General features: G+C 45.6%; 11 protein-coding genes. 3 read left to right on the forward strand and 8 right to left on the reverse strand.

Annotation, left to right across the window (positions count from 1 at the left end):
- Window positions 1-19 precede the first annotated feature (19 nt).
- Window positions 20-1,843, forward strand: a complete 1,824-nt coding sequence (locus tag ASG33_RS20565) for an alpha-amylase family glycosyl hydrolase (RefSeq protein WP_056289863.1) — start codon at window positions 20-22, stop codon at window positions 1,841-1,843.
- Between the two features lie 53 nt (window positions 1,844-1,896).
- Here the strand turns inward: ASG33_RS20565 and lepB (ASG33_RS20570) are convergent, their stop codons facing one another.
- From lepB (ASG33_RS20570) to ASG33_RS20605, 8 genes are all read right to left on the reverse strand, one after another.
- The gene (gene lepB, locus ASG33_RS20570; protein WP_056289866.1) at window positions 1,897-3,075 is read right to left on the reverse strand and encodes a signal peptidase I; all 1,179 of its coding nucleotides are present in this window, start codon (window positions 3,073-3,075) and stop codon (window positions 1,897-1,899) included.
- Window positions 3,076-3,212: 137 nt separating this feature from the next.
- Complete coding sequence (lepB, locus tag ASG33_RS20575; RefSeq protein WP_056289868.1) at window positions 3,213-4,349, reverse strand: signal peptidase I; 1,137 nt, start codon at window positions 4,347-4,349, stop codon at window positions 3,213-3,215.
- A 37-nt stretch (window positions 4,350-4,386) separates the two neighbouring features.
- Window positions 4,387-5,106, reverse strand: coding sequence for a 4-hydroxy-tetrahydrodipicolinate reductase (dapB, locus tag ASG33_RS20580; RefSeq protein WP_056289872.1), 720 nt, complete (start codon window positions 5,104-5,106; stop codon window positions 4,387-4,389).
- Window positions 5,107-5,133: 27 nt separating this feature from the next.
- A complete protein-coding gene (locus ASG33_RS20585) occupies window positions 5,134-5,820 on the reverse strand; it encodes a DUF5683 domain-containing protein (RefSeq protein ID WP_056289874.1) in 687 nt (228 codons plus the stop codon).
- A 3-nt stretch (window positions 5,821-5,823) separates the two neighbouring features.
- Window positions 5,824-6,741 carry a ParB/RepB/Spo0J family partition protein gene (locus ASG33_RS20590; RefSeq protein ID WP_056289877.1) on the reverse strand — a complete coding sequence of 306 codons (918 nt, stop codon included), beginning with the start codon at window positions 6,739-6,741 and terminating at the stop codon, window positions 5,824-5,826.
- 21 nt (window positions 6,742-6,762) lie between these two features.
- Complete coding sequence (locus tag ASG33_RS20595) at window positions 6,763-7,560, reverse strand: ParA family protein (protein WP_056289880.1); 798 nt, start codon at window positions 7,558-7,560, stop codon at window positions 6,763-6,765.
- A 165-nt stretch (window positions 7,561-7,725) separates the two neighbouring features.
- Entirely contained in the window at window positions 7,726-8,748 is a 1,023-nt protein-coding gene (locus ASG33_RS20600; RefSeq protein ID WP_056289883.1) for an SPASM domain-containing protein, read from the reverse strand.
- A 166-nt stretch (window positions 8,749-8,914) separates the two neighbouring features.
- Entirely contained in the window at window positions 8,915-9,376 is a 462-nt protein-coding gene (locus ASG33_RS20605; RefSeq protein WP_056289885.1) for an Lrp/AsnC family transcriptional regulator, read from the reverse strand.
- A gap of 177 nt (window positions 9,377-9,553) precedes the next feature.
- On the opposite strand from ASG33_RS20605, the gene ald reads away from it, so the two are divergent.
- Both ald and ASG33_RS20615 read left to right on the forward strand, forming a co-directional pair.
- Entirely contained in the window at window positions 9,554-10,666 is a 1,113-nt protein-coding gene (ald, locus tag ASG33_RS20610; RefSeq protein WP_056289888.1) for an alanine dehydrogenase, read from the forward strand.
- A gap of 431 nt (window positions 10,667-11,097) precedes the next feature.
- Complete coding sequence (locus ASG33_RS20615) at window positions 11,098-12,873, forward strand: DEAD/DEAH box helicase (RefSeq protein WP_056289891.1); 1,776 nt, start codon at window positions 11,098-11,100, stop codon at window positions 12,871-12,873.
- Window positions 12,874-12,927 lie beyond the last annotated feature (54 nt).

The following is a 12,927-nucleotide window of genomic DNA, read 5'->3' on the forward strand; positions in this document are numbered from 1 at the left end:
CATTTACCAAACAGCTAGTATGGAAAATTTTAATACCGATAACGCCGAAACGATTGAACATTACGAAGGCATGGGAGCAACCTGTTATCCGGAGGGAGTATACTACCGGGTTTGGGCACCACACGCCGAGAGTGTTTCCGTAATCGGCACCTTTAATGATTGGAATGAGACTGCAAATATGCTTCAAGCCGAAGAAAATGGTTATTGGGGCCTTTTAGTTGAGAACTCCAAAGAAGGAGATGAATATAAATTTTTATTAAAAACACCCGCAGGTGATTTGCATAGAAATGACCCTTATGCATTGAAAATGACGAATTCTGCCGGTAACTGCATTGTATATAACCATGCTTCTTTTGACTGGCAGGACACTACTTTTCAGATCCCAAGCTGGCACGAGATCGTCATTTACGAGCTGCACGTCGGCACATTTAATGTAAAGGATAAGGATCAGGTTGGTACCTTTTACACAGCCATTGAAAAATTGCCCTATCTTAAAGAAATGGGCTTTAATGCAATCGAGCTAATGCCTTGTGCCGAGTTTCCGGGATCGCGTTCGTGGGGATACAATCCTGCAAACCCGTTTTCCATTGAGGCAGACTACGGTGGTCCGGACGGACTGAAAGCCTTTGTTAAAGCTGCACACGAAGCCGGGTTAGCTGTCATTCTGGATGTGGTTTACAATCACTTTGGTCCGTCAGACCTGGATTTGTGGCAGTTTGACGGCTGGTCGGAAAACGACGGGGGCGGTATTTACTTTTACAACGACTGGAAAGCGGAAACACCCTGGGGAAGCACGCGACCAGATTACGGGCGCGGCGAAGTACGTCAGTATATCCGCGACAATGCATTGATGTGGCTGAAAGATTACCGCGTCGACGGATTGAGAATGGATATGGTACCATATATCAGGAATGTAAAAGCAGACGGTAATCCCGGAAACGATATTCCCGAAGGAATTTCACTGATGCAATGGATCAATTCCGATATTCGCCAGCATTACCCCAATTGCATTACCATTGCAGAGGATATGCATTCCCTGGATTTCATCACCAACTCCGTTGAAAATGGCGGTTTGGGATATGGATCGCAGTGGGATGCCGAGTTCGTGCATACTGTAAGAGACGCGATCATTACCCAGCACGATGGCGACCGTGATATGGTAAAAGTTGCAGACGCGATCAGCTCGCGTTTCAATTCGGACTATTTCCAGCGCATTATATACACAGAGTCGCACGATGAAGTCTCAAATGGTCAGGCAAGAGTAGCAGAGGAGATTGCAGATGGTGACGTAAATAACTGGTACTCTAAAAAGCGGGCGGCACTCGGTGTGGCACTTGTGCTCACTTCTCCGGGTATCCCGATGATATTTCAGGGTCAGCCGCTGCTGGAAGACAAATGGTTTTCGGACAGTGACCCAATCGACTGGACGCGATTGGAAAAATTCAGCGGTTTCGCAAATCTGCACCGCGATCTGATCCATTTGAGAAGAAACTGGTTTGGCGTAACAAAAGGTCTTCAGGGGCAAAATGTTGAGTTGATCCGTGTTGATAATGAGAAGAAGATTATTGCAATGCACCGTTGGAGCGAAGGCGGGCCGAAGGACAGCGTTATCGTAGTTTTGAATTTCTCAATTGAAACCTTCGATGATTATAAAATCGGCTTCCCGAGAGGCGGCACTTGGAATTTGAGGTTCAACAGCGACAATGAAGACTACGATCCAGACTTTTCTCACATTGGAATCAAGGACATTGAAACTTTCGAGGGTGAAATGGACAACCATCCTTTCCACGGATCTTTACAAATCCCCCCATATACCGCGCTGATTTTCTCTCAGGAAGAGTAACGTATTCAGAAGCAAAAAGAAAGTCCGGCTTGATATCGAGCCGGACTTTTTCATTACCTGATAATCCGAAAAACTCTTTCCCAGCGAATTTTTTGAAAAAAGCTGGTCGGATCAGGATCAATAGACATCCATACAAAAACTGCTTTACCAACAATGTGATCTTTGGGAACGAACCCCCAATAGCGTGAATCAGCGGAATTATGGCGGTTATCTCCCATCATGAAATAATAGTCCTGACGAAACGTGTAGCGTTCAAGCGCCTTTCCATTTTGTAATATCTTCCCATTCTCAATGGTTATACCTGCATTCCCTTCGTCACTTTTGATTACATCGGCATACAATGCGACATTACCAGCATTGAGCGTTATCGTTGCGCCCTTCTTAGGTACCAAAATGGGGCCGTAGTTATCCTTGTTCCAGTCGAGTTGATCCGAGTTAGGGAACAGGTAAGGCTCCTTCAAACCTTTATCCAAGAGGATCGGCTGAATGCGTTTTACAAAATCGTAAGCTTTTAGCTTCTCGACAGTCTCATCTGTCGTCTTAATGATGTATCCAAATTCATCATTGGACGCAATGGTATCGCCAAAACTCTCGGTAAATGGCGCGTAGTCCACTACCCCGTTGCGCCGGAATACATTTTCTTCATTAACCTGCGTAGTAGCTGACAAGAAATATTCCTGCTGCATTCCCGGCGGATTAGCAGCCGGCACGCCATTGATCACAACCTGCCCCGCCTTTACTTCCAGTTGATCACCTGGGATTCCTACGCACCTTTTAATGTAATTGGACCGAAGATCGACCGGATGCGGGTGCAGGTCTGGCAGTACGTTGCTGTACTTCTGGTAAGTGTCGGGATGCTCCACCGGTAAGTTGAACACCACCACATCACCATTTTTCACATCCGTAAAGCCGGGCAGTCTGAATTGCGGGAGCTGGATCCAATCGAGGTAAGATGGAATCTGCGTACCCCAGATCGTCTGGTGTGTAAGCGGTACCTGCAACGGGGTGATCGGCGTGGTAGTACCGTAATGCAGCCTGCTTACGAAGAGGTAGTCACCTACCAGCAAGCTGTTTTCCATCGATGGAGTCGGGATTACAAATGCGCTGAAAAATAGCCACCGGATCAATGAAGCTGCTATTACAGCAAATAGGATGGAGTCAAACCACTCGTGGAAAGGAGTTTTCTTGTGAGGCTGCTGTGTGTTCTTAGGGGTAATTTCGAGAACAGGCATAAAAAAGGATCAAAGATGCATGCGCAAGATACTTATTACAGATATAAATAATCAATATGTATATTAATTTTTCTTATATATTAGTATACAAAAAAAGAGAGACTTCGCAGCCTCTCTTTTCCTAAGAGAAATTCCAGTTAATTAATCACACGGAATATGCGGCTCCAACGGATTTTATTGAAGAAGCTCGTCGGACTAGGATCAATGGACATCCACACGAATACTGCTTTTCCTACAATGTGATCTTCCGGAACAAACCCCCAATAGCGTGAATCCGCTGAGTTATGGCGGTTATCCCCCATCATGAAATAATAGTCCTGCTTGAACGTGTAGCTGGTAATTTCCTTTCCGGCGATCTTAACCGACTTTTCTCCGAGCTCCACGTTCTCATTCTCCTCATAGTTTTTGATCACCGTACCGTAAAGTGCTACATTCTCCGGTGTCAATTGTACACTAACTCCTTCTTTCGGGACAGTTACAGGTCCGTAGTTATCGCGGTTCCATTTAAACAATGTTGAATTTGGGTACAACATCGGTTCACTAATGTCCTTCGAAGATTTCACCAGTGTAATTCCTTTTACAAAGTCGTAGGTTTTAAGCTTCGCAGCGATTTCTTCGGTTGTGAAAACAAGATAACCCTGCTGATCATTTCCCGGAATTGTATCATTATAACTTTCAGAATACGCGTTGTACTCAGAAATCCCATTTTCCTTGAACACTTTCACTTCATTTACCGCAGTGGTAGTGGCAACAAAGTACTCGTTCTCCATTCGCGCCGGATTTGGCTCAGCGGTACCATTTGCATAAACCTGCAAGTCGCGCACTTCGAGCTGGTCGCCGGGCAGACCAACGCAACGTTTGATATAGTTGGTCTTCAAATCTACCGGATGCTGCATTTCAGGCGGATAATTGAACACGACCACGTCGCCGCGTTTTACTTCGCTGAAACCAGGCAATCTGTATTGAGGAAGCTGGATAGCATCGGTATAGGAAGGAATATTGGTACCCCAGATCGTCTGGTGCGTCAATGGAACCTGCAATGGGGTTTTCGGCGTGCGGGTACCGTAATGCAGCTTGCTGACAAACAGGAAATCTCCCACCAGCAAACTATTCTCCATCGACGGAGTAGGAATTGTAAACGCTTCAAAAAACAGCCAGCGGATCAATGTTGCCGCGACCACAGCAAAGAGAATGGAATCAAACCACTCCCTAACTGCCGATTTCTTCTTTTTCGTACTCACTTTATCTGAAATTAACTCTCTGTTAATAGCCATGCTTTTTTGTTGCTTTTATAAGATAGAAGGGGGCGATTTAATCTAGATTTTCAAGCAGATCGTTCATCCCGAACACACCTGCTTTGCCAGGCAGCCACTCGGCCGAAACCACTGCGCCTAATGCAAATCCATCGCGATTGTGGGCTGTATGCGTAATTTCAATGGTATCAACCTGTGATTCGTAACGGACAATGTGGGTACCCGGTACTTCTCCCAGCCTTTTAGCTTCAATTTGAATAAAACCTTCCTCATCCTCTGGTGCAAGCTTCCATCCTTTCTGCTCGCCGCTGCCTTCCATAATACCTTCGGCGAGGGTGATCGCAGTACCGCTGGGCGCGTCCAGTTTGTGGATATGGTGTATCTCAGTCATCGAGCTGCGGTATGCCTGTCCCTTCATCAAACGTGCGAGCTGCTTATTGAGCCGGAAAAACAGGTTAACACCAATGCTGTAATTAGAAGCATAAAAGAAAGCGCCTTTGGTATCCAGACAAAGCTGTTCTATCTCTGTTCTGTGTTCAAGCCAGCCCGTTGTTCCGCTTACAATCGGCCAGCCCTTTTTTAAACAATACGTTATATTCTCAAAAGCAGATTCCGGAGCGCTGAATTCAATGGCCACGTCAACATCTTCCCGGCCTAATTCTTCCATTTCTGCTCGGTTTTGCAGGTCAATTTTTGCTACGATCGTGTGCCCTCTTTCGATTGCAATCTTCTCAATCGTTTTCCCCATTTTGCCGTAACCGAGTAACAGTATTTTCATTAACTACAATATTTGATTCAATAAAAGCTATTTAATATTAAAAACCAGCCGCACGCCCGGAGCTGGTGTCCGCATTGCCGGCTGCTGAAGTTTAGGCTCTATTCGCAATGTAAGGTCATCGGAAAGATCAAAAGTCTTCAAATGCGCCGCTACATTAGCCTCAATAATTGAAAGTGTGTATATCAGGCCGGTCACGATCAATGCAAATCCGCGGTTCCGTCGCCAGTAATTTTTTCCTCTTAAAGCCTGGTCCCTGCTAGCAGGCTGGTAGGTGCTGCTGGTATTAAGCAAGCTTCTCACTCTTACTGTTACCGTAGAGTCAACCAGTTCCGGCTTTGGCTGGCCGTAAGTTGGACTGTTCTTGTCCAGATTGTAAAACTCTTTGTAAGCCGACAAATAGTCGTGGTATTTCAAAGAATTCAGGTAATAGGTATAAAGTCCGCCGCCGAATGCAAGATATACAATAGGCGCCTTCCAGTAGTCGCGGTTGTAAATCTGGCCAAGTCCCGGTATCAGCGCCATTCTGGTCGCGGTTTTAGGAACAGGCATGAAACCTTTAACCTTTTTTAACGTATCACCCGGTAGCAAAACAGTGCTATCGTTCACCACAATGGGAACATTCAGTGTTTTAACGCTGTCTCTTGGGATCGTGTTCTGCGCCGATACAGCCCCGGATAGTAGCAGGATTACCGCCGATAAAAACCAGTTTTTCAAGTCCTATTTGAATTTCAATGTTTCCAAAATCTTCTTTAATTCATCCTGAGACGTGAATGGGATCTTAATTTCTCCCTTGTGGTTCTCATTGCTCTTTACGGAAACCTTCGCTCCGAAAAATGAAGATAATTGAAATTGTAACGACTTTATTTCCTGATTAATTGTCACCGGCTTCTTGTCGGTCAGCGAGCTGCTGCTCATCATCCCGAGCTTTCTTACCTCGTCCTCTACCTTTCGCACAGACCAGCCTTCTTCAATGATCTTGTTGAAAATTTTAAGCTGGCTCTGGTCGCTGTTGATGGTGATAATGGCCCTGGCATGTCCCATACTGATCTTATTGTCACGCAATGCAGCCTGGATCACGGGAGGCAATTTCAACAAACGGATATAGTTATTGACAGTTGTCCTGTTCTTACCGACACGTATACCGAGTTCTTCCTGTTTCAGGTTACATTCCAGTATCAGGCGCTGGTAGCTGAGGGCAATTTCTATAGAGTTAAGGTTCTCGCGCTGAATGTTTTCGATCAGCGCCATTTCCAGCATCTGCTGGTCATTGGCAGTCCTGACGTACGCAGGAATGGTATCCAGCCCGATCAGCTTCGAAGCCTGCAACCTGCGCTCTCCCGAAATCAGCTGGTATGAATCTTCGGCAAGCTGCCTTACTGTAATGGGTTGGATAATACCCTGAACGCGAATGGAATCTGCCAGTTCCTGCAAGGCTTCCTGGTCAAATTTGGTACGCGGCTGGTAAGGATTTGCCTCAATCTGGTCGAGATTGATCTCATTCATGGAGCCAACCACCTCGGCAGCCGGCAATCTTGAAGTTGTTCTTGAATTATTGACTTTTTCAGAATCCTGCAGAAGAGCTCCCAAACCTCTCCCCAGCCCTGTCATCTTTTTGGTCTTGCTGCTGTTCTCCATCGTTTAGCTATTTGATCGTTATTAGTTGACCCCTAGTTTTTTATCCGAGGATAGCAGACCGTTTTTACTTAATATTTCTCTTGCCAGGTTCAGGTAACTTACTGCACCCTTACTATCAGAATCCTGCGCCATCACAGGGATACCATAGCTAGGAGCCTCGCTGATCCGGACGTTTCTTGGAATAATGGTATTGAAAACGAGTGATTCGAAGTGATTGGTAACTTCATTAACAACCTGGTTCGACAAACGCAAACGCAAATCGTACATTGTCAGCAATATACCTTCTATAATAAGGCCTGTATTCAGTCTGGACTGAATAATGGTGATCGTATTGAGCAGCTTACCGAGACCTTCCAACGCAAAGTACTCGCATTGAACGGGAATGATGACCGAATCCGCAGCTGTAAGGCTATTGATCGTGATCAAACCAAGCGAAGGTGAGCAGTCGATGATAATAAAATCGTAGTTGTCCCGAACTTCCGCAATCGCATCTTTCATTCGGTTCTCCCGGTTTTTCAGATTGATCATTTCAATCTCAGCACCAACCAGGTCAATATGTGAAGGCAGTAAATTCAGGTTTGGAAAATCGGTTTCCAGAATAATTTCGGAAGCTTTTGCCTGTTCCACCATGCATTCGTAAATGCTGTTTTCCATTTCCTGCGGGTTAAAACCCAGACCGGAAGTGGAATTAGCTTGTGGATCAGCATCAATGATTAAAGTTCGAAATTCCAGTGCAGCCAAACTGGCGGCCAAATTGATAGCGGTGGTCGTCTTTCCTACTCCTCCCTTTTGATTCGCAATTGCAATTACTTTGCCCATGTATCCTTTTGTGTTACCGATTTCAAATTTCAGTTATTCAGGGCAATTCACCAAAAAATGTTCCACGCAGATTTGCCTAAAACATTCAGCGTACTTATAATCAATTACTTAGGACAGATTATTATTTAATTAGAAATGGAAATAAGCCGCTTGTAACCCTATGTTTCACGCCCAAACCTGCGTTCCCTCAGTACAATTCTTGCACATTTCAATCTCGGAACGAGAGCGGATCAGCGACGCCCGGAAGTCTTCGTATTTCTTGCCGCGCCAGAGCTGTCGGAAAGTTTGTCGCTTCATATCACCCAGCTTGTATTCGGCATCCTTGTCAAAGCAGCAGGGCACCACAGCGCCGTCCCAGGTAATCACGCATGAATGCCACATTTTCCAGCAATGGTCGACGAATTTATTCTTGATGGAATAACTTCCGTTGTCATGTTTCTGGTAGCGGGAATATTTGTCAATCGTAGGAATAAGCTCAGAACCTTCCTCATAATCGTAAATCTGGGCGGTTTTCAATCCAACCTCGTCAACACCCATTTCCTCAGCCAGCTTCTTCACTTCCTCTATCTGGTGCTCATTCGGCTTTACGACCAGGAACTGGAAAATCACGTGCGGCGTGCTCGAATTGAGCTCCTTTTTCCATTTGATGATATTGCGTGTTCCTTCAAGTACCTTTTCGAGGTTACCTCCAACCCGATATTGCTGGTAAACGTCCTGGGTCGTTCCGTCAATGGATATAATCAGGCGGTCCAGGCCGGATTCAACCGTTTTTCTCGCTTTCTCATCCGTGAGATAATGCGCATTCGTGGAAGTAGCCGTGTAAATACCCTTATCATGCGCGTATTGTACCAGCTCAAAGAATTTAGGATGCAGGTAAGGCTCTCCCTGGAAATAGAAAATCAGGTACAAAAGCGTATCGGCAAGCTCGTCGATTGTCTTTTTATAAAGCTGCTCTTCCATCATTCCGGTAGGCCGGGTGAAAGACCGGAGACCGCTGGGGCATTCCGGGCAACGCAGGTTGCACGATGTAGTAGGCTCGAAAGAAATGGCTATTGGCATACCCCAGTGAACCGGGTTACCTGTCATTTTTGAGTAAAAGTAGCTGCTCAATATCTGAATCGCATTCCAGGCACGCTTAGGCGTCACCTTCGACATTAAGTTCAGTCCATCCTTAAAGTTTTTATTCATTCGTTTAATAAGCTGTTAGCTATTAGCTGTTAGCAATTGTATATTAGCTCTTGGCTTTTATAGTTGATAAATATGTCATCAGTGAACATTAATAGATCGCTCCCACGGTTGCGACCGAAAGAAGCTAATAGCTAATAGCTAACTGCCAATAGCCCGCAGCCGACTTCTAGCCCACTGAAATCCCAGTAGTATGCTTTATCTCGGAAATTACAAAATAACTGCTGATGTGTAACACGCTTTTTAATGCAGAAAGTTTTTGCTGATAGAATTGATTATACGCTTCCCCATCCTCAACGATTACTTTCAGCATATAATCAAAGTTACCTGACACGACTGAACATTCCAGTACTTCGCTCATTTTCACAATCGCCTGGTTGAAGTCCTCAAAGCTTTCTTTACGTTGCTTGTCGAGGGTAACATTACAATAAACAACGAGGCTCTTGCCAAGCTTTCGCCTGTTCAGGAGACACACGTATTTATCTATAAATCCTTCTTTTTCAAGCTTTCTGATGCGTTCGTGAACCGGGGTAACAGAGAGGTTGATCCGGCTCGCTATTTCTTTGATCGTAAGCTGGGCATCGTCTTGTAACAATGCCAGAATTTTGCGGTCCGTAGCGTCAGGTTGCATATAGTTTTTTTTTCTGATTGCCGACTTCCAGAAAGGGCAAATGGCAGGATTTTTTCTTGCCGGCTGGCATAAAATTAGTTTTCTTTTCTGTCTTAAAGCAGATTTCTGGTGTCTTTTTCCATAACACTCTAATTTTGATGCCTTTCCTGCAATTTAAAATCCCAAACCACTATTCACATGATCATTGGTGTTCCCAAAGAAATTAAAAACAACGAAAACCGCGTCGCGCTGACCCCGGCCGGGGTTACCGAGTTCCGCAAGCAGGGCCACGAAGTTTACATTCAGGCCGAGGCAGGAAAAGGAAGCGGGTTCAGCGACGAGGAATATGCAGGCGCCGGCGCTACTATCCTGCCTACAATTGAAGAAGTGTATGCGATCGCCGAAATGATTATCAAAGTCAAAGAGCCGATTGAAAGTGAATACGCCCTTATCAAAGAAGGACAGCTCCTCTTTACCTATTTCCACTTTGCCTCCTCAGAGCCTCTTACCCACGCGATGATGGAAAGAAAGGCAGTTTGCCTGGCTTACGAAACCGTAGAGAAAACAGACAGAAGTCTTCCATTGCTGGTACCAATGAGCGAAGTTGCCGGCAGAATGGCCGTACAGGAAGGTGCCAAGTATCTTGAAAAACCAATGGGTGGATTCGGTATCCTGTTGGGCGGAGTAGCGGGCGTGAAGCCGGCGAATGTGCTTGTGCTCGGTGGCGGTATTGTGGGCACGCAATCAGCGAAAATGGCGGCTGGCCTCGGCGCTAATGTGACGATTGTGGATATCAGCCTGCCGCGCCTGCGTTACCTTGAAGATATTATGCCCGCGAATGTCGATACAGTTATGTCGAACGAATATAATATCCGTGAGTTGATTAAAGGTGCAAACCTGATTATCGGCGGCGTTCTGATCCCCGGCGCAAAAGCGCCCTCACTCATTACCCGGGATATGCTGAAGCTCATGAAGCCCGGTACCGTTATGGTAGACGTGGCAATTGATCAGGGCGGCTGTTTCGAAACTTCCAGGGCAACCACACACGAGCACCCTATTTATGAAGTGGACGGAGTAGTGCATTATTGTGTTGCCAACATGCCTGGCGCCGTGCCTTATACATCTACACTGGCTTTGACAAATGCAACTTTGCCTTATGCACTTCAGCTAGCAAACCAGGGATGGAAAACAGCCTGTACCCGCAATGAAGAACTCAGGAAAGGACTGAATGTAGTGAATGGAAAAGTAGTGTTCAAGGGTGTTTCTGAGGCATGGAACCTACCCTATACAGATGTGAAAGAATTGTTCTGATTTGACAAACCTGCTAAGCAAACCTGACGGAGATCCTTCTGTCAGGTTTTTTACTTTCTAAAAATATTACAATTAGTTTTTTAGTGCAGGTTGTGTTTTCCAATAATCTTCTTACTTTTGCATAAAATTAACGAACATCCGTTCGCTTCTCTGCTTCATACGGTCAGGCATTAATCTAAAAGTAGCAACCGACCTCTAATCGCCGGTAAAGACAACCGTTCAAATGCAGAGCCCCACGGATGGTTTGTGGTGGGCTGTGCGCAATCCCTTTTTTTAAATTTTCATGTAAGCTCTCGTCATTACGACAGAGGCCATTTGTCTGAATAAGAAATAACTGTTTTAGTCCAGGTTTATTTTTGTTTCGACAAAACCAGAGTTGCCAATGCAGCAGAGCTGATTTTTCCAACCAGAATAATACTAATAAACAGATAATGACAACTGAAACAATTGAATCTTTTTCAGAGCTTGGTCTCTCTGAGAATATCCTGAAAGCCCTTACAGAAATGGGTTTTGAAAAACCCTCTCCTATTCAGGCACAGGGAATCCCGGCCGTAATGCAAGGTTCTGACGTAATTGGTCAGGCGCAAACCGGTACCGGTAAAACGGCCGCTTTCGGTATTCCTGTACTTGAAAGAATTGACCTTACCAGCAATGCAGTTCAGGCACTTGTCCTTTGCCCAACCCGTGAGTTGGCAGTGCAGGTGTCGGAAGAGATCGGTCGCCTAGCTAAATTTCAGCGCGGTATTAAGATCGAAGCTATATATGGTGGAGATTCCATCGACAGACAAATCCGCTCTTTGAAAAAAGGCGTCCACATCGTAGTAGGTACTCCCGGTCGTGTAATGGACCATATGGAACGCAAAACACTGAAATTTGACGAAGTCAGAATGATGGTTTTGGATGAGGCCGACGAAATGCTGGATATGGGATTCCGTGAGGATATTGAAAGCATCCTTGCTGATATGCCGGAAGATCGTCAGACTATCCTGTTCTCGGCTACTATGTCGAAGCCGATTATGTCGATCACAAAACGCTTTTTGAATGATCCTATTCTTATTAAGGTAGTCCGCAACGAGCTGACTAACCAGAATATCGAACAGGTTTACTTCGAAGTAAAACCACAGGCGAAAGTTGAAGTTATGACCCGCCTGATCGATATGCACCACTTGAAATCACTGCTTGTTTTTTGTAATACAAAAAGGAAAGTGGACGAGATCGTGGAAGATCTTCAATTAAGAGGCTATGCTTCGGAAGGTATCCACGGCGATTTGCGCCAGCAGCAGAGAAGCAATGTAATGAGCAAATTCAAAGCTGGTGTAACTACTATTCTTGTTGCAACTGACGTAGCTGCCCGTGGTATCGACGTTAGTGGTCTTGATGGTGTGATCAACTACGATATCCCTCTTGACGAAGAATATTACGTACACCGTATCGGCCGTACAGGTCGTGCCGGAATGTCCGGAAAAGCATTCTCTCTGGTTGCACGCGACGAAAAATATCGTCTGAAATCAATTGAAGGCTATACCAAGGTAAAAATCGAAAAAGGAGTTATTCCTTCTTATGAAGATATCGTTGGTGTTCGTAAAGCACGCTTTGTTGAAAGCATTTCAGCTTCCATCCAGGAAGGCGACGATCAGGAGCTTTTCGGCGACATTCTGGAAATGCTGAACCACGCTGGTTATACAACTGAGCAGGTTGTAGGTGCCATGGCGAAGCAGATCATGGGTGTTCAGAAAAATGAGTACGCCGACGCTAACCTGGCTTGGGAAGAAAGACGCGGTGACCGCGATGGTGGCCGTCGTGAAGGTGGTGACCGTTTCGAAAGACGCTCAACTGGCAGCCGTTTTGAAAGAGGCGGAGACAGAAGAGAAGGTGACCGCAGAAGCACTGACCGCTATGCACCAAAAGGTGACTTCCGTCGCCCGGAAGGTAGCCGTGACGGTGAGCCACGTCGCCAGTCTGCACCGGAAGCGGGCATGACTCGTTTGTTCCTGAGCCTTGGCAGAAAAGACCATATTATGCCGAAAGATATTGTTGGTGCCATTGCAGGAGAAGCTAACATTCCTGGAAAAACCATCGGAGCGATCGACATTTATGACAAATTCACATTCGTTGACGTACCTGAGCGTGATGCTCGTGCTGTACTTCGCGCAATGGACGGCAACACCATCAAAGGCAAGCCTGTTCAGATCGATATCGCGAAATAATCAGAATTAACAATTCGTAAAAGGGGCCTTCAACAAGCCCCTTTTTTTATTTAC

The sequence above is a fragment of the Dyadobacter sp. Leaf189 genome, assembly GCF_001424405.1.
Classification (GTDB): Bacteria; Bacteroidota; Bacteroidia; order Cytophagales; family Spirosomataceae; genus Dyadobacter.

Excerpts from the sequence above, each read along its gene's own strand:
- ASG33_RS20565 (WP_056289863.1), top strand. The coding sequence starts at position 20 with ATGGAAAATTTTAATACCGATAACGCCGAAACGATTGAACATTACGAA.
- lepB (WP_056289866.1), bottom strand. The coding sequence starts at position 3,075 with ATGCCTGTTCTCGAAATTACCCCTAAGAACACACAGCAGCCTCACAAG.
- lepB (WP_056289868.1), bottom strand. The coding sequence starts at position 4,349 with ATGGCTATTAACAGAGAGTTAATTTCAGATAAAGTGAGTACGAAAAAG.
- dapB (WP_056289872.1), bottom strand. The coding sequence starts at position 5,106 with ATGAAAATACTGTTACTCGGTTACGGCAAAATGGGGAAAACGATTGAG.
- ASG33_RS20590 (WP_056289877.1), bottom strand. The coding sequence starts at position 6,741 with ATGGAGAACAGCAGCAAGACCAAAAAGATGACAGGGCTGGGGAGAGGT.
- ASG33_RS20595 (WP_056289880.1), bottom strand. The coding sequence starts at position 7,560 with ATGGGCAAAGTAATTGCAATTGCGAATCAAAAGGGAGGAGTAGGAAAG.
- ASG33_RS20600 (WP_056289883.1), bottom strand. The coding sequence starts at position 8,748 with ATGAATAAAAACTTTAAGGATGGACTGAACTTAATGTCGAAGGTGACG.
- ASG33_RS20605 (WP_056289885.1), bottom strand. The coding sequence starts at position 9,376 with ATGCAACCTGACGCTACGGACCGCAAAATTCTGGCATTGTTACAAGAC.
- ald (WP_056289888.1), top strand. The coding sequence starts at position 9,554 with ATGATCATTGGTGTTCCCAAAGAAATTAAAAACAACGAAAACCGCGTC.
- ASG33_RS20615 (WP_056289891.1), top strand. The coding sequence starts at position 11,098 with ATGACAACTGAAACAATTGAATCTTTTTCAGAGCTTGGTCTCTCTGAG.